The organism is Pimelobacter simplex (assembly GCF_024662235.1).
In the GTDB taxonomy this organism is placed as follows: Bacteria; Actinomycetota; Actinomycetes; order Propionibacteriales; family Nocardioidaceae; genus Nocardioides.
This window is the reverse complement of record NZ_CP096276.1, coordinates 532789-548153: the sequence shown is the minus strand read 5'-3', so window position 1 is coordinate 548153 and position 15365 is coordinate 532789. Positions and strand designations below refer to the sequence as shown.

Sequence of the window (15365 nt, the reverse complement as noted above, 5' to 3'; positions counted from 1 at the left end):
CCTGTATTGAAGGCCGCCAACCAGGTGATACGGTGCCATTCGCCTCGATGGACCCGTGTACTAGCCACTAGGTCTGAACAAGAGCATGATCTAGGGCATCATGCGCTGTCAACCCCAAGATTCAAGTTCGTTCGGCGGACCGCTTGACCCCCCGCTCTAGGCGGCCAGCTGCAGCGCCGTCGTGGCGCCCCACGGCATGTGCGCTGAGTACGTGTACCCGCGTCCGCCACCTCAACCCGGTCAGCAAGGAGATCGCGACATGCGGCAACAACCCGAGCTTCGCTCTGTGTCCCAGCATCAGAGGATCGTCGCCGACCTGATCAGGCGCCGCGCACCAGTTGTCGCGGGACTGGCGTCTGCATTCGGCCGCGTCCTAGCCGACGACGTGACGGCGCCGATCCCCCTGCCTCTGTTCGATAACTCGGCCATGGATGGCTACGCGGTGCGCGCAGTTGACGTCGTCCGAGTGCCTACCCAATTGCCCGTGGTAGAAGACATTCCAGCTGGGCGGGGCGAGGGGCTTGTGCTCACGCCCGGTACCGCGCACCGAGTGATGACTGGCGCCCCAATGCCTGCAGGGGCAGACGCGGTCATCCCGATGGAGTCGACTGACGGCGGTACTGCCGTCGTTCGCATCCACGACGGAGCCACCGCCGGGAATTTTGTGAGGTGCGCCGGCGTCGACGTGCGGAAAGGTGATGTCATTCTGCGTGCTGGCACTGTGCTCGGCGCTCCGCAAATCGGCCTGCTCGCGGCAGTCGGGATGACGACAGTCGGCGTTGTGCCTCCCCTCCGAGTTGCGGTCTTGTCAACAGGCACCGAACTGGTCAGACCGGGTCAGCCACTGAGGTCCGGCCAGATCTATGACTCGAACTCCATCATGCTCGCGACGGCCCTGCGCGGAGCGGGGGCGCACGCCGACACGGTCCATTTCGTTTCCGACGATGTCGCCCAGTTCAATGCGACCTTCGCCCAGCTCGGCGACTACGACTTGGTCCTGACCTCGGGCGGCGTCAGTGCCGGCGCCTACGAGGTCGTCAAAGATGCATTGAGCGGCCACGGGGTAGAGTTTGCGAAGGTCGCGATGCAACCTGGGATGCCTCAAGGTGCGGGGTCCTATGAGGGAATTCCAGTCGTCGCCCTCCCCGGGAATCCGGTGAGTTCACTCGTCTCGTTCGAGGTGTTTGTTCGGCCTGCCGTGCGAACCGCGATGGGCTATCGCAAGGCGCTTCGGGACCGCGTCACTGTGCGGCTTGCCGAGCCGCTCGATGCTCCTCCCGAAAAGAGGCAGTTCCGCCGGGGCTCCCTGGACCTTCCGTCGGGTACCGTCAGCCTTGCCGGACCGGCGGGTTCGCACTTTCTCGGGTCACTGGCGGGCGCAGACTGCCTCATTGATGTTCCCGAGGACGCAACTCGGATGGAGGCTGGGGCGACCGTCTCTGCTTGGCTACTCGACTGAGCCCCACGCGCAGAGGCCGCATGCCCTGGCGCGCGCCGAGTTAGCGGCCGGTGCAATCAATCAGGATCCCGCAGCAGACCCACGTCAGATACTGAAGAGACATGATGAGCCATTGCGCGGGCGGCAGCTTCAGAGTCCTGAGCCCGGATGGCCTTTGCGACCGCAACATGGCCGCGCAGCGATTCCTGAGGGCGGCCGGGCTGGCTGAGCGACTCGAAGCGAGTCTCTCGGACGAGCTCGGAGATTTCCGCCATCAGGTCGCCCAACAGACATGAGTGAGCGGCCGCGGTGACCGCGGCGTGAAACGCTTCGTCGCCTCCCATGCCACGGTCCCCCTCAGCGATCTCTTGTTTCATAAAGGCAATAGCGGCTTCTATGGCCTCGAGGTCCTTGGCATCGCGGCGCATGGCGGCAAGCGAAGCGAGCTTGACCTCCATCGCCTCCCGCGCCTCAATGACGTCGCGCAAACGCCGCCTGCGCGCACCGAGCGCGCTGAGCACCTGGCGACTCTGCGGGACTTCGAGAATGACAGCGCCATCGCCGTGCCGGACGTCGATGATGCCCTGCACCTCGAGAGAAACAAGAGCCTGGCTGACCGAGGCACGACTGACCTGGAGCTTGCTTGCCAGTTCGCGTTCCGCCGGCAGCCGGTCACCTGCTGCGAGGCCGGCGCTCGTCATGTAGTCCAGAAGTTGCTCGACGAGTTGCTCGTAAAGCCGTGACCTCGGCTGGGGCTGGAGCCCCCTGGGCTTCACCGTCATTGGAGACCTCTCAACTTACCCGAACCAAAACCTTGACACGGATCACCATGTGACTCATTCTACTAGACGCCGAGTGTCTCAGTGGCTAGTCCAATGGGCCGACCTCCCCGGAGTCAGGCTGCGCAACTCTCGCAGACGCTCGGCCCCGGCGACCAGGAGGTGTCTCTTGCCCACGAACGATATCGAGTTCGAGGCCGTAGACCCGATCACAGTATCGGCAGATCCGATCACGGCATCGACAACGCTCTGCAGAGTCTCTGTGCGTGTCCAGAAACACCCGATCGACGCGGTAGCTGTCCGCGCTCTCATCGACGACGAACGCGCAGGCGCGATCGCGTCGTTCGAGGGCCAGATTCGTCTCTACGACGACGGCCAGCCAGTGTCCGTCGTCGAATACAGCGCGCACCCGACGGCGCAGGCTGTGCTTGAGCGGCTCGCAGCAGAGGTGATGGAGGACGTCGCCCCGGAGGCGCGGCTGGCCATCCGCCATCGCGTGGGCCGACTGGCCGTCGGCGATGTTGCGCTGTTCGTCGCTGCAAGCTCACCGCACCGGAAGGACGCATTCGACCTGTGTCACCTGGCAACCGAAACCGTCAAGGCCGAGCTGCCAATCTGGAAGTACCAGATCTTCACGGACGGTAGCCACGAGTGGGTGGCGTGTCTGTAATGCCGGTTTTTCTGGCGCTTCCCCAAGTGCGCTCAACCGCTGAGGCTGTGGACCGGCCGGCCAACACTCGTCTCATCGACCGCTACGGCCGCGTCGCCCAGGACCTCCGGGTGTCGCTTACCGACCGGTGCAACTTGCGATGCACATACTGCATGCCGGCTGATGGTCTGACCTGGGCCCCGACTGAAGCACTTCTGACTGACCAGGAGCTCGTCCGGCTGATCACGATCGCGGTCGGACAGCTAGGGGTGCGAGAGGTGCGGTTCACCGGTGGGGAACCGCTGTTACGTCGTGGACTGGAGGGCATCGTCGCGTCGACGGCACGGCTGAGCCCGCGGCCGGACATCTCGCTGACAACGAACGGGATCGGCCTTGTTCATCGCGCCAAGGAACTGGCATCAGCTGGCCTGAACCGACTCAACGTGTCGTTGGACAGCGTGCGGCGCGACACGTTCACCGAGATCACCCGCCGCGACCGGCTCGATGATGTGCTCAGCGGGCTCGACGCCGCAAAGGCCGCGGGACTGACGCCCATCAAACTGAACTCGGTTTTGATGCGGGGCATCAACGACGACGAAGGTCCCGGTCTCCTTCGGTTCGCTATCGCCGAGGGGTACGAGCTTCGGTTCATCGAGCAGATGCCTCTCGACGCCCAGCATAGTTGGGATCGCGATGCGATGGTTGGCCGCGACGAGATCTTGGCTAACTTGCGGGTCGAGTTCGAGCTGGCTGAAGCCCACTCCGCTCTGCGCGGCTCGGCACCAGCGGAACTGTGGTACGTGAACGGCACTACGACCACCGTGGGAATCATCGCCTCAGTCGGCGCACCATTCTGCGGCTCCTGCGACCGCACCCGACTCACCGCAGATGGACAAGTTCGCACGTGCCTGTTCGCCACAAGCGAGACCGATTTGCGCGGACCACTGAGGGGCGGCGCTTCGGACGAGGAAATCGCGAAGCGTTGGCGTGACGCGATGTGGGGCAAGGCTTGGGGCCACGGCATCAACGACAACGGGTTCCAGCAACCGGACCGCCCGATGAGCGCGATTGGTGGATGAGCATGACGAGTGTGAACGTTCGCTACTACGCGGCCGCAAAGGCGGCTTCTGGTGTCTCGGAGGAGCAGGTGCAGTACGCCGGACCCCTGACGTCTGGGGACGTCGTCGACCTTGTCGCCGCGAAACACGGACCCGCGATGGTCGACGTCCTCATGCGCAGCTCCTACCTGTTGAACGAATTGGTCGTTCGCGGCCCGGCGATCGAGGTCCCCGACGGCGCAACGTTCGACGTACTACCACCTTTCGCCGGGGGATAGGTGCGACGGCCTCGGACACCTCGGTGCCGAACCGCACCACCTGCGGATCAGTGACAAAGATTGATTCTGTGACGGACTGAACAGTGAGTTGTCCCGCCCACCGAGGCCAGGCCATCAAGACCTGCCGAGGCCTTCGCCTCGGCAAACAGACGCTCAGCGACACGGCCTTCGTTGTCGCTGACGCGGACACACCACGTCAAACATCGACAGGAGCAATCTCATGATCGCACCGATTCTGCTGTTCGTCGGCGCTGTCCTAGCCATCAACGGCATATGGATCTACGGCGGCGCGGCTGCGGCGGCCAACGGCCAGACTGAGGAAGACGGCGCAACATCCCCAATAATCCTGGGCGGACGCGAAGTGGGTCTGTTCAACCTGTTCGTTGGCTCACTCGGGTTTATCCTTGCGGTCACCGTGCTGATCCAGTCGACCGACGAGCCAGCCGGATCAGGCAACATCGCCTTTGGCGCATTCGCTCTATTGTTCGCATTCACGTACTTGTGGGTGGGGGCGAACCCATTCCTGAACGCAGATGGCAAGACTCTGGGGTGGTTCTGCCTGTTCGTTGCGATCACTGCGGCCGCAAACGGCGTTCGCGGCTTCACCACGGACGCTGGGCACGCAAGTTCCTGGTCAACTTGGCTTTCTACGAACTGGATCGTGTGGGCGGTGCTGTGGTTGCTGTTCTTCGCGCTGCTAAGCCTCGGAAAGCAGATCGGCCGGCTCACAGGTGTGCTGACCGTCGTCGTCGGTCTCTGCACCTGCTGGCTGCCCGCCTACCTGCTGCTGCAAGGCATCATGTCTCCGGTGTGAAACACTTCGATGCAAGGCGACTGCCGGGTCCTGGAAACGAGCAGCCGCCTTGCATCGGGAACTTCGTCGCGATTGGTGAGCAACAAGAAACCTTCGTTCTGAGGTTCTTCGCTAGTAGCTGTAAGTAGCCCGGACGCCCGCTTTCAGCTGTCTCTGCCCGGGCGTTGATGGGGCGCGCCAGGTCGGTCGGTCGGGGTCAATCAGATAGCGCGACCTCGCCGTGGTTGGGGTCATGACCTGCACGACCTCGCGACCGACCATAAGTTGTGGGACACGACTTCATGCCGACTCCCGGGATGGGTGCTGCAAGGGCCCGGACGTGGCCGTCGCGCAGCGCGTAGGGACGTACTCAACCTGTCGCCGGGCGGCGGCGACCTTGCCGATGTTCCTCCTGCGGCGCTCGGGGCCCGGTCCCGCAGCGCTCCGACCCGAGTCCGTCCGTGGCCCGACGGTCTGGATCGACTCCACCGCGGCCCACCGCCCCAGCCGGGAGCCGCCCTGCTTGGTGATCGGGCCACGGCGCACGTCGGTGTCGGACGCGTGGTGCTTCGGGTGTCAGCCCCGGCCCAGCAGGCCAGCTGCGGCGCGGTCGCGAACCGGGACACATCACCGACCTCAACGAGGAACACCGCACCCAACACCAGACCGATTCCGGGGATCGCTGCAGCGGTGTAGCCCGGCTCGGTGCGCAACCGGCCCCAGAGGAGGTTGGTGAACAAGTCGACCTCGATCTCCAGGTCCTCCAGCAGTCGGCGCAGCGAGGCGACCCGGGCCGCGTACGGCGCCGGCAGTCGGGACCGGTCCAACAAGACGGTGCCCTCGATGCCGAACAGGTCGCTCATCGACACCCGGACCCGGCACTTGGCCAGCACCGCGTGCATCTCGGCCTTGCAGTGGCTGCGGAGCCCGCTCCGCATCCACAGCTCCGTATCCACAGCTCGGTGTTCTCCGTCAGCAACCGAGCCAGACTCAGCCCGCTCGGACTCACTCAACGGCGCACCGCGATCCCGATCGCGGCGCCTTGGAGCACCAGTTGCCCAGTGTGACTTCGTTGGCACCCAAATCTCCGGCCACCTGCTCGATCGGCTTCCCTGCCTCCACCCGGCAGATGTGGGCTTCCCCTCCCGCGGCCACATCGCCTTTGAGGACGTGAATTGGCGATCGAGACGAGGACTTCAAGCAGGCGCGGTGGCGATGGTGCTCCCCCCAAAGTCGGATAGTCATGGCCTGCGCAGCATCCATCCTTTCGCCATGGGCGGCTGGCGATGGCCGGTGACACCTGCGGCGTGCGCCACCGCTCGGCGTCGCGCTTGAACGCGGTCCGCCCGGCCTTCGGGTCGCCCTACTGGCCCGCGACGACCGACGCCGTCACCTCATCGACCCGGCCTCGAACATCACCATCGGCGTGTTGGCCGGCACCACCCGGGTGGTACCGAACGCGACCGTGTGCGGCGTCATCGCCACCGGGTGCAACCGGGTCCGTTCCTCGGCGAGCATCTCGACCGGCGGCCGCTTGGTGACCCGATGGGCGCGGGTGTTGACCTTCTGACAGAACTCCACACATGCCTCCTCGAGCTCGGCGAACGTGGCGTACTCCTCGCGCATCGCCGCCCTCCGACCCGACCTGCCGTTGGTTGGTGTCCTTGGGCACCAGGTCGGCCTTGCTGATCTTCACCGAAGCCTCGTTCCCTCCCTTGGACGCCGGGTCCGCGGGCACACAGGTATGGACCACCACCGAGTAGTGCTCGGCGAACCCGACCAACTGCGGATTGCGGACCGGGATCCCGGCGATGTGCTCGGTCGTGACGGTCTTCTCGTTGTCGGTCAGCACATAGGTCGGCACACCACCCAACCGGCGGAACGTTTGGTCCAGGGCGGCGAACACGCTCGGCTGGTGGGGATGGACGTGTCCGATGCCGGCATCGGATGCCAGGGCGCTCAAGCCGGCTGAGAGGCGAGATGGCGCGATCCGGCGGTCCTTCTCGATGAAGAGCAACTTGGATCGAACACCGTCGCCACGGTGTTCGATCCAACGATCGAGGAGGTCCTTGAGTTGTGGGTGCAGCGGTACGTAGCGGTCGGTGTGCAGCTTGCCGAGTGGGACTCGCAGCCAGAACGAGGAGTCGATCTGGACGATGCCGTCGATGGTCAGCCCGAGGAGCTCGCCTCGGCGCATGCCGGTGCGGGCCAGGAGCTCCACGCTGGTGCGGATGAACGGGTCGGGGTGGGCGCGTGCAGCTGCGAGCAGTTTGGTGAATGCGGCGTCGTCGATGGAGCGGGGCAGCGGGTCGTCCTTGATCGGCAGGTCGCTGCGCACGATGGGCGAGCGGGCCGGACGATCAACGATGTCGAGCTCGTCGAGACGGCTGAAGAACGCGACCAGCACGCCGAGGCGGCCACGGATGGTCTGGTTCGCGAGACGTGGTCCGCGGTTGCCTGGCCGGACGGCCAGCCAGGCCTTGTAGCCCTGGAGGTGGTCACGGCGTACGTCGGCGACGCGACGGACCTCGTGGTGGTCGATCAGGTAGCCGGCGAAGGGGCGAAGTGAGGAGTCGATGGCGGCGATCGAGTTCGGTCGCAGCCGCACCGACATCTGGTCCAGGTAGGTGGTGAACGTGGCCGCCAACTCAGGCGTGCGGTCGGTGATCCGCGCCCAACCGGCGGCGCGTTGTCCGTTGCGGCCGTTGTCGCGTGCCGGGATCGACTCCAGCACCCGAGGTGGAACAGCACGGCGTTCAGGCCGAACACGTTCGCGGACATGTTGCGGATGCCGGGTTGGCCCAACCGGTCAGCAGCGCGCCGGAACTCGGCGAGCGCCGTGTCGATCGCCTCGGCTGTGAGTCGGGTCGGCGACGTGGCGGTGAGCGCGGCGATCTGCAGCAGGGCACTCCATTGGCGGCGTGCGATTACGTGCGAGAAGCCGAGTTGCTCGGCGGTGCGGGCGTACTCGGCCGACAGTTGCGGATGCACGTGGTCGCCGAGGAACGCGAGATGTCCGCGGCAGGCGAGCAGGTAGTCCGCGCTGGGACGCATCCGACCGGTGAGGATCAGCCAGGCCACGAACCGGCCGCAACTCGACTGGGCGGCCAGTTGGTCGGCCAGCGATGCCTGCTGCCAGCCGACGGTGTCGCCGAAGCGGGCGAAGAATGCCCGTGCGGCACGGCGCCGGGAGTCATTGTTCATTGCCGCGCCGATGCCCGCGAACTCATCGATCAGGTCGACATGGCCACGGCCGTTGGTGGCTGGTCCGGTGATGGTCACTGATTGCCTCCTGGTGTCGCGCGCGGGTGGAGCGGCCCACGCGATGAACAACCGCCGCTCGCCGACGCGGATGTCGTCCAGGCTCAGTCCGAGGACCTCGCTTCGACGCAAAGCTCCCAGCAGCATGGCCTGCACCCATCGCCCGGTCACGTGCGGTACGGAGCGCCGCCGTGAACGCGTCCACGTCGACCGGACCGAGCACCCGAGGCAACGTCCGGGGCGTCCGGATCAGCGGAACCCCTCGACCACGCAGCGCCGAGTGGCGGGTGGCCAAGCCACGCGGGACCGGACTGTCGCTGATGCCGGCATCGCCGCGAGCAATCAGATAGGTGAACAGACCAGACACCGAGCTCAGCCGTCGCTTCACCGTCCGCGCGGACAACCCGGCTTCGCCGTCCTCGAGCCTGACCACGCCAGGTCCGCGGCGAGGGGCGCGCTGCTGCTCGAGGAACGCCAGCACGTCACGGGAGGTGACCTCTGCCGGCTCCTTCCCGACCACAGTGAAGAACACCTTCAGGTCATACGCGGTTGCCAACAGCGTGTTGGGACGAGCCCTGGCGGCAACGACGCGAAGGTAGTCGTCGACGTCGGGCTGACCCAACGACGGGGCATCGGCTGGGGTCTTGGGCGGGATCAGGCAAGGCATCCAGTTCATGACCGGGACTCTCGTGCTGGCGGCCCCGAACACCTCGGAGCAACGCGGTCAGATCACCCGCATAATCATGATCTCCTCGGCAGACTCCAACTCATCCCTTCCTCGGGGAGCGATAGCGACTTCAAGCACCGCTCATCGCACCCGAGGAAGGGGCCTCAACCGCGCAACGCGGCGAGGCAGACGACGTCGTGTCCGTGGCCATGAAAAAGTCCCCACTGGTGGCCAGGTTGAGGTCCCCGCTGGTGGCCAGATAGAAGTCCCCATCCTTCGCGTCGTGTCGTAACCGACCTTGAGGGCCCTGCGTGGTGACGGTGGCGGTGCCAACCAGACCATCGAGCACCACGCAGGGGCTTCCATTGAAGAACGCGAAGGAACGAATGGACGTGATTGCCGCCTACCGAGACGTAGGCACCTATCGAGGGGCCGCGGAGATCTGCGGCACCACTCACAAGACGGTGAAGCGGATCATCGAGGCCCACGAGCTGATCAGCGAGGGTGGGTTTCCACCGGAGCGGGTGGCTCGGGCGAAGAACTTCGACGAGGTCGCTGAACTGGTCGCGGCGAGTGTGAAGAAGACCGCAGGCAAGATCAGCGCGAAGCGGCTGCTGCCGGCCGCACGCACGGCCGGCTATGAGGGCTCGGACCGCAACTTCCGACGCTTGGTCGCTGCGGCGAAGAGTGAGTGGCGTCGGGGTCAGGCCCGTGCTGGTGGCCGTCGTCCGGCGATCTGGTCGCCGGGTGAGGTGCTGGCCATCGACTGGGGCGAGGAGGTCATCGCCGGTCGGAAGGTCCACGTGTTCTGCGCGGTGCTGGCCTGGTCGCGGTTCCGGTTCGTCCGCTTCGCTGCCGATGAGCAGCAGGCCACGACGTTGGCGATGCTCGCGGAGTGCTTCGAGGTCCTCGGCGGTGTCCCCAAGGTCGTGCTCGCTGATCGGATGGGCTGCCTGAAGGGCGGGGTGGTCGCGAACGTCGTCGTCCCCGCGCCGGACTACGTCCGGTTCGCCACCCACTACCGGTTCCGGCCCGACTTCTGCCATGGGGCCGATCCGGAGTCCAAGGGCATCGTGGAGAACCTGGTCGGCTACGCCAAGGACGACCTGCTGGTCCCGTTCGAGCTCGACGACGACCCGTGGGCCGAGGGCCTGGCTGGGCTCAACATCCGTGCTGTGGCGTGGTGCGAGGAGGTCAACAGCGGCCGTCACAGCGAGATCTGTGAGATCCCCGCGGAGCGGCTGGAGTCGGAACGGGAGTTGCTCGCCGATCTGCCGTCGCTGCGGCTGGAGGTCGGCCCGAAGCCGATCACCAGGAAGGTCGACAAGCTGTCCTGCATCCGGTTCGGATCGGCTCGCTACTCGGTCCCGAACCGGCTCATCGGCACCACGGTCACGGTCCTGGTCGACGAACGCGACCGGGTGCTGCGGGTCATCGAGCCGATCACCGGCGAACTGCATGCCGAACACCAGCTGGTGGCGCCGGGAGAGACATCGATCGTCGATGCCCATTACGACCGCCCACGTCCCGACACCCCACGTCGAGGCGCACGCCCGCGCACGGCGGCCGAGCGGGAGTTCCTCGCCCTGGGCCCGGCCGCCGAGCAGTTCCTGGTCGGTGCTGCCGCCGCGGGTGTCACCAAGCTCAACACCGAGATCGGGGCCCTGCTCACCCTGGGGGCTGCTCACGGCCACCACGCACTGGCCGGGGCACTCGAGCGAGCTGTCGCGTTCGGCCGCTGGCGTGCCGATGACGTCCGGTCGATCCTGGCCACCAACGGCCACGCACCCCGCCCCACAGCCGCGGGGCAGGCGCTGGTGATGACGCTGCCCACCGTGCCGACCAGATCACTGGACGCCTACCGCATCGACCTCGATGCCGAGGGCGGTGAGGGAGCATGACCGCGACCACTCCACCGCCGCTGCCGGCCGACCTGAACGAGGGGCTGAAGCGGTTGAAGATGGCCGCGATGCGCCGCCTGGCACCAGAACTGCTGGTCACCGCCAAGACCCAAAGATGGAAGCCCGAGGAGTTCCTGCGCACCCTCATCGAAGCCGAGATCACCTCCCGCGACGCATCGAACGCCCGCACCCGGATGAGGCAGGCAGCCTTCCCGGTCACCAAGACGCTCGAAGAGTTCGACGTCGCCGCATCCTCGATCCCGCCCGCCACCTTCGACTACCTCGCATCCCTGGAGTGGATCCGGGCGGCCGAGAACGTGTGCATGATCGGACCCGCCGGCACCGGGAAGTCCCACAGGCTGATCGCGTTGGGCATCGCCGCCGTCCAGCACGGGCACCGGGTGCGGTACTTCACCGCCGCCGAGCTCGTCGAGACCCTCTACCGAGGGCTGGCCGACAACTCCGTCGGGAAGGTCATCGACAACCTGCTGCGCAACGACCTGCTCCTGGTCGATGAGCTCGGGTTCGCACCCCTGGACGACACCGGAGCACAACTGCTGTTCCGGTTCGTCGCGGCCGCCTACGAACGCAGGGCGCTCGGCATCGCATCCCACTGGCCCTTCGAGTCCTGGGGACGATTCCTGCCCGAGCACACCACCGCGGTCAGCATGCTCGACCGGCTCCTGCACCACTGCCACACCGTCGTCACCGACGGCGACTCCTACCGCATGCGACAAGCTCGAGCGAAGGGAGGAACCCGACTCAAGACCAGTTGAAACCCGAGCGAAGGGTGGGGACTTTCAGTTGGCCACCAGTGGGGACCGCGACTTGGCCATTGACAACGTCGTGTCGGGCAGATACCATGACCGTCAGTGGGCAGTTCTCATGTCCGCCAGCGGGCAGTTTCGTGGCCGTCTCCGGGCAGTTTCTCGTGGCCGCCGACAAGTGGGCTCGCCGCCGCTACGGCGCAGCACCGCCGAAGGCGTGAGGCATCTGGATGTGCTCGACGGGGACGGCTACGAGCGGTGGGCGGCCGGCCGCGCCTCCAGCCAGGCGCGGGACTGCGCCGGAACGCGGTCGGTTCGTCGAAATCACCGTCAACGGCCCGAGGTGGTCCCTGGGCGCAGCTCTCCGCCCCGACGTCGCCGCCGCGTATGACGCCGCGCAGGACCGAGTCGCCGAGGCGATCATCGACTGGCTCGCCCCAGCACACCACTACCGGGATCGGACCCGTGGACTGTCCGTGGATAGTAGGTGTCGGTGGTGCATCACGATGCGTCGCGGTGCGGCACTGCACCTCCCGTGCCAGGGATCCGCACCGCCACCTGCACGTGCAGTTCAGCGCCCGGTGGGCTGCCGCGCAAATTTCGGACAGTGATTAATTGTGTTTTTACGCTGCCTGCTGCTGGTTGCAGTACTCGTCGTGGACCTCTTGTGGGGTGCGGTAGCCGAGTGCTGAATGAAGACGTAGGCGATTATAGCGGAATTCGATGTACCGGGCCACGTCTTTCCTCGCTTCGTCGCGGGTGGGATAGGTCACGCGATTGACCCGTTCGACTTTCACCGCTGCGTTGAACGATTCGGCTAACGCGTTATCGAAACAGATCCCAGTTCTACCCACCGACCGGCGAAGATCGAGTCGTGAGGCTGCGCGGGCAAATTCGTCGCTCATGTATTGCGTTCCGCGATCCGAGTGGATCACACATTGTGATTCCAGGGTGTAGTTGCGTGCGGCCATATCCAATGCCTCGACTACCAAAGAGGTGCGCATGTGGTCGGCCATGGCGTAGCCGATGCAGGCCTTGGTGGCGCAGTCGATCACCGTCGCCAGGTACAACCAGCCCTCATCCGTGCCGATGTAGGTGATATCGGAGACGAGTTTGGTTCCCGGCGCGTGGGCGGTGAAGTCGCGTCCGAGGAGGTCGGGCACTGCGGCGGCGTCGCCGGCGATGGTGGTGGTCGGCCGGGACGGCCGGGGCTGGCACGGCACCAGTCCGAGCTCGCGCATCAGCCCCCGCACCAGCTCCGGGCTGGCGTCCTCGCCCATGCGGCCGAGGGAAGCGTGGATCCGCCGGTAGCCGTAGGTGGCGTCGGAGTCGTCGAAGACGGCCTCGATCACGGCCTTGAGTCGCTCGCGACGCTGTGCGGTGGCCGAGGCGGGCCGGTCGGCCCAGTCGTAGAAGCCAGACCGGGACACCCCGGCCCAGGCGCACATCTTGACCACCGGATAGTGCGCCTTCTGCGCGTCGATGAACTCGTATTTCGCGCTCACCGATACTCCTGGGCGAAGAAGGCCGCCGCTTTTCCCAAGAACTCGTTACGCATCCGCAGTTCGCGAACTTCACTCTCGAGCTCACGAAGTCGGGCACGCTCCGATATCGACAGTGGCGACTCTTCCTCGGGGTTCGCCTCCCGGTACTTCGCGCACCAGTTTCCCAGCGTGCCTTCATTGACGTGGATCTCGCGGGCGACCTCGGCGATCGAACGAGACGACTCGATCACCATTTTCACGGCCTCGTCCTTGAACTCAGGCGTGAACTTTCGACGCTTTTCCGGCATTAACTAGTTACCTCCATTTCGGAATGGACCTTATTTGATCCACTGTCCGAAATGTCTGAGGCACGCCACCGGGTCTTTCGCCAATAGAACAGTGGCGTGGTCTGCTCACGATACGTTTCCGCGACTCCACCATCGAAGTCCTCAAGGGCATCGGCTACGTCGCGGTCCTGTGTGACCCGGGGTTCGGCGCCCTAGCCGCAGCCGGGTTCACGCTTGACCACGCCAGCGGCGAGGTCGCCTAGTTGGCACGTCTGGATGCGGATTCCTGCGGGATGCGGGAGCAACCGCCGCTCCTGAATTTGGTCGATTGAACCGCTGCGGTAACAGATCGAGGCCCACGGCAACATGTCCCGTGCCCCGAGATGGCGGGTTCCCGGGACTGGTCGACTTCCACTATCGGTCTGCTAACCGTCGAAGGCAGCCAATCTCAAACGGAAGAGAGAAAACGCTGATGCCGCCTGATCGCCGTCAGCCACCGTCGACCATAGTCCCCGCGACTTATGCCGACGCGTTCCTGAAAAGCGTTCGTGATGACGGCGATGGTAAGAGTCCCCGGGAGTGGTGGGGTTTGAGGGAGCAGCGGCGGGGCGTCAGCACGTAGACGGCCATCGGCGGGATCTTCGGTGTGTACGGCCAAGCACCCACTGAAGAAAGAGGTCCACCGATGGCCTTGCCCCAGTCTGCCCTGTCCGAGATCCTCGAGGCGTTCCGTGCCGGTGATGGCGTCGATCTCATCCGTGATTCGGTCCGGCTCGCGCTCCAAGAGCTGATCGAGCTCGAAGCCACCCAGCAGATCGGCGCGGCGCCCTATGAGCGCACCGAGGACCGCACAGCCGAGCGGAACGGCCACCGTCCGCGGATGCTGACCACCAAGGCCGGCGATGTCGAGTTGCGCATCCCCAAGCTGCGCAAGGGCTCGTTCTTCCCGATCATCCTCGAGCCGCGGCGCCGTATCGACCAGGCGCTGTACGCGGTAGTCATGGAAGCCTACGTCCACGGCATCTCCACCCGCTCGGTCGACGACCTGGTCGAGGCGATGGGCGGCAGCGGTGTCTCCAAGTCCGAGGTCTCCCGGATCTGCGCCAACCTCGATGAGCAGGTCGGCGCGTTCCGCACCCGCAGTCTGGATCATGTCGAGTTCCCCTACATCTACCTCGACGCGACCTACCTCCACGTCCGTAACGCCCCGGGCAAGGGCGGTCAGGTGGTGTCGATGGCGGTGGTCGTCGCGACCGGCGTGAGCGCGACCGGGGAGCGGGAGATCCTCGGCCTAGATGTCGGCGACAGCGAGGACGAGGTCTTCTGGCGCGCCTTCTTGCTCAGCCTCAAGCAGCGCGGCCTGGCCGGCGTGCAGCTGGTCATCTCAGACCAGCACTCCGGACTGGTCAAGGCGCTGGGCCGGGCGTTCCAGGGTGTCGCGCACCAGCGGTGCCGGGTCCACTTCGCGCGCAACCTGCTCGCTCACGTGCCCAAGGGGCAGGCCGAGCTCGTGGCGACCGCGTTCCGGATGATCTTCGCCCAGCCCACGCCCGAGGACGTCCACGCGGCGTGGGACAAGACCCGCGAGGAGCTCGCCGCCCGGTTCCCCAAGCTCGGTCCGTTGATGGACGCCGCCAAGGCCGAGGTCCTGGCCTTCACCGCGTTCCCGCGCGAGCACTGGCGCAAGGTCTGGTCGACCAACCCGTTGGAGCGCGTGAATAAGGAAATCAAGCGCCGGGCCCGGGTCGTAGGCATCTTCCCCAACGCCGCCGCCGTCATCCGACTCGTCGGAGCCGTGCTGATCGACATGCACGACGAATGGATCGCCGGCGAGCGCCGCTACCTCTCAGAAGGCTCCATGGCCAAGCTCTACGAGACCAGCAATACTCACCCCGTCGCCGCCATCGACAACGGCGACGCGTAGGCACCGAGGGTCACCTCAAAGCCCACCACCCCGCGGGGCTCTGTCCGGCGATGACCCTTCCCGATTCTTGACCGCCGAA

At 65.7% G+C, this 15365-nt stretch carries 12 protein-coding genes and 3 pseudogenes; 8 read left to right on the top strand and 7 right to left on the bottom strand.

What is annotated here, in order from left to right:
* Window positions 1-196 precede the first annotated feature (196 nt).
* Window positions 197-1459, top strand: a complete 1263-nt coding sequence (gene moeA, locus M0M48_RS02495; RefSeq protein ID WP_308220362.1) for a molybdopterin molybdotransferase MoeA — start codon at window positions 197-199, stop codon at window positions 1457-1459.
* 56 nt (window positions 1460-1515) lie between these two features.
* Here the strand turns inward: moeA and M0M48_RS02490 are convergent, their stop codons facing one another.
* Window positions 1516-2220, bottom strand: coding sequence for a FadR/GntR family transcriptional regulator (locus tag M0M48_RS02490; RefSeq protein ID WP_257754270.1), 705 nt, complete (start codon window positions 2218-2220; stop codon window positions 1516-1518).
* Between the two features lie 166 nt (window positions 2221-2386).
* On the opposite strand from M0M48_RS02490, the gene M0M48_RS02485 reads away from it, so the two are divergent.
* The 4 genes from M0M48_RS02485 (at window position 2387) to M0M48_RS02470 (ending at window position 5016) form a co-directional block, all read left to right on the top strand.
* Window positions 2387-2887, top strand: a complete 501-nt coding sequence (locus tag M0M48_RS02485; RefSeq protein WP_257754269.1) for a molybdenum cofactor biosynthesis protein MoaE — start codon at window positions 2387-2389, stop codon at window positions 2885-2887.
* Window positions 2887-3945 (top strand): GTP 3',8-cyclase MoaA, encoded by a 1059-nt coding sequence (gene moaA, locus M0M48_RS02480; protein ID WP_257754444.1) that lies wholly within the window; start codon window positions 2887-2889, stop codon window positions 3943-3945. Before M0M48_RS02485 ends, moaA begins: the two co-directional genes overlap by 1 nt.
* Window positions 3942-4202: a MoaD/ThiS family protein gene (locus M0M48_RS02475; RefSeq protein ID WP_257754268.1), complete on the top strand. Its 261-nt coding sequence runs from the start codon at window positions 3942-3944 to the stop codon at window positions 4200-4202. The genes moaA and M0M48_RS02475 overlap by 4 nt, the downstream gene beginning before the upstream one ends.
* 220 nt (window positions 4203-4422) lie before the next feature.
* The gene (locus M0M48_RS02470; RefSeq protein ID WP_257754267.1) at window positions 4423-5016 is read left to right on the top strand and encodes an AmiS/UreI family transporter; all 594 of its coding nucleotides are present in this window, start codon (window positions 4423-4425) and stop codon (window positions 5014-5016) included.
* Window positions 5017-5246: 230 nt separating this feature from the next.
* On the opposite strand, the gene M0M48_RS31015 is transcribed toward M0M48_RS02470, so the two are convergent.
* The 5 genes and pseudogenes from M0M48_RS31015 to M0M48_RS31010 form a co-directional block, all read right to left on the bottom strand.
* A complete protein-coding gene (locus M0M48_RS31015) occupies window positions 5247-5858 on the bottom strand; it encodes a transposase (RefSeq protein ID WP_374587326.1) in 612 nt (203 codons plus the stop codon).
* A gap of 544 nt (window positions 5859-6402) precedes the next feature.
* Window positions 6403-6907: pseudogene (locus M0M48_RS02465) on the bottom strand (IS21 family transposase); the annotation flags it as partial.
* Between the two features lie 12 nt (window positions 6908-6919).
* A pseudogene (locus tag M0M48_RS02460) lies at window positions 6920-7609 on the bottom strand (tyrosine-type recombinase/integrase); the annotation flags it as partial.
* Entirely contained in the window at window positions 7537-8403 is an 867-nt protein-coding gene (locus M0M48_RS02455) for a hypothetical protein (protein WP_257754266.1), read from the bottom strand. The gene M0M48_RS02455 and the pseudogene M0M48_RS02460, both read right to left, overlap by 73 nt.
* A 196-nt stretch (window positions 8404-8599) precedes the next feature.
* Window positions 8600-8923, bottom strand: a pseudogene (locus M0M48_RS31010) (site-specific integrase); the annotation flags it as partial.
* Window positions 8924-9288: 365 nt separating this feature from the next.
* Between M0M48_RS31010 and istA the strand changes: the two are divergent.
* Both istA and istB read left to right on the top strand, forming a co-directional pair.
* Window positions 9289-10824 carry an IS21 family transposase gene (gene istA, locus M0M48_RS02450; protein ID WP_257754443.1) on the top strand — a complete coding sequence of 512 codons (1536 nt, stop codon included), beginning with the start codon at window positions 9289-9291 and terminating at the stop codon, window positions 10822-10824.
* Window positions 10821-11600, top strand: a complete 780-nt coding sequence (gene istB / locus M0M48_RS02445) for an IS21-like element helper ATPase IstB (RefSeq protein ID WP_257754265.1) — start codon at window positions 10821-10823, stop codon at window positions 11598-11600. The genes istA and istB overlap by 4 nt, the downstream gene beginning before the upstream one ends.
* A gap of 614 nt (window positions 11601-12214) precedes the next feature.
* Here the strand turns inward: istB and M0M48_RS02440 are convergent.
* Window positions 12215-13383 (bottom strand): IS3 family transposase gene (locus tag M0M48_RS02440; protein ID WP_257752069.1). Its coding sequence is split into 2 segments (ribosomal slippage): window positions 12215-13131 and window positions 13131-13383, totalling 1170 coding nucleotides; the frame shifts between segments, so codons are not numbered across the junction.
* 664 nt (window positions 13384-14047) lie between these two features.
* Between M0M48_RS02440 and M0M48_RS02435 the strand changes: the two genes are divergently transcribed.
* Window positions 14048-15286: an IS256 family transposase gene (locus tag M0M48_RS02435; RefSeq protein ID WP_257750629.1), complete on the top strand. Its 1239-nt coding sequence runs from the start codon at window positions 14048-14050 to the stop codon at window positions 15284-15286.
* Window positions 15287-15365 lie beyond the last annotated feature (79 nt).

Excerpts from the sequence above, each read along its gene's own strand:
- moeA (WP_308220362.1), top strand. The coding sequence starts at position 197 with ATGTGCGCTGAGTACGTGTACCCGCGTCCGCCACCTCAACCCGGTCAG.
- M0M48_RS02490 (WP_257754270.1), bottom strand. The coding sequence starts at position 2,220 with ATGACGGTGAAGCCCAGGGGGCTCCAGCCCCAGCCGAGGTCACGGCTT.
- moaA (WP_257754444.1), top strand. The coding sequence starts at position 2,887 with ATGCCGGTTTTTCTGGCGCTTCCCCAAGTGCGCTCAACCGCTGAGGCT.
- M0M48_RS02475 (WP_257754268.1), top strand. The coding sequence starts at position 3,942 with ATGAGCATGACGAGTGTGAACGTTCGCTACTACGCGGCCGCAAAGGCG.
- M0M48_RS02470 (WP_257754267.1), top strand. The coding sequence starts at position 4,423 with ATGATCGCACCGATTCTGCTGTTCGTCGGCGCTGTCCTAGCCATCAAC.
- M0M48_RS31015 (WP_374587326.1), bottom strand. The coding sequence starts at position 5,858 with ATGAGCGACCTGTTCGGCATCGAGGGCACCGTCTTGTTGGACCGGTCC.
- M0M48_RS02455 (WP_257754266.1), bottom strand. The coding sequence starts at position 8,403 with ATGCTGCTGGGAGCTTTGCGTCGAAGCGAGGTCCTCGGACTGAGCCTG.
- istB (WP_257754265.1), top strand. The coding sequence starts at position 10,821 with ATGACCGCGACCACTCCACCGCCGCTGCCGGCCGACCTGAACGAGGGG.
- M0M48_RS02435 (WP_257750629.1), top strand. The coding sequence starts at position 14,048 with ATGGCCTTGCCCCAGTCTGCCCTGTCCGAGATCCTCGAGGCGTTCCGT.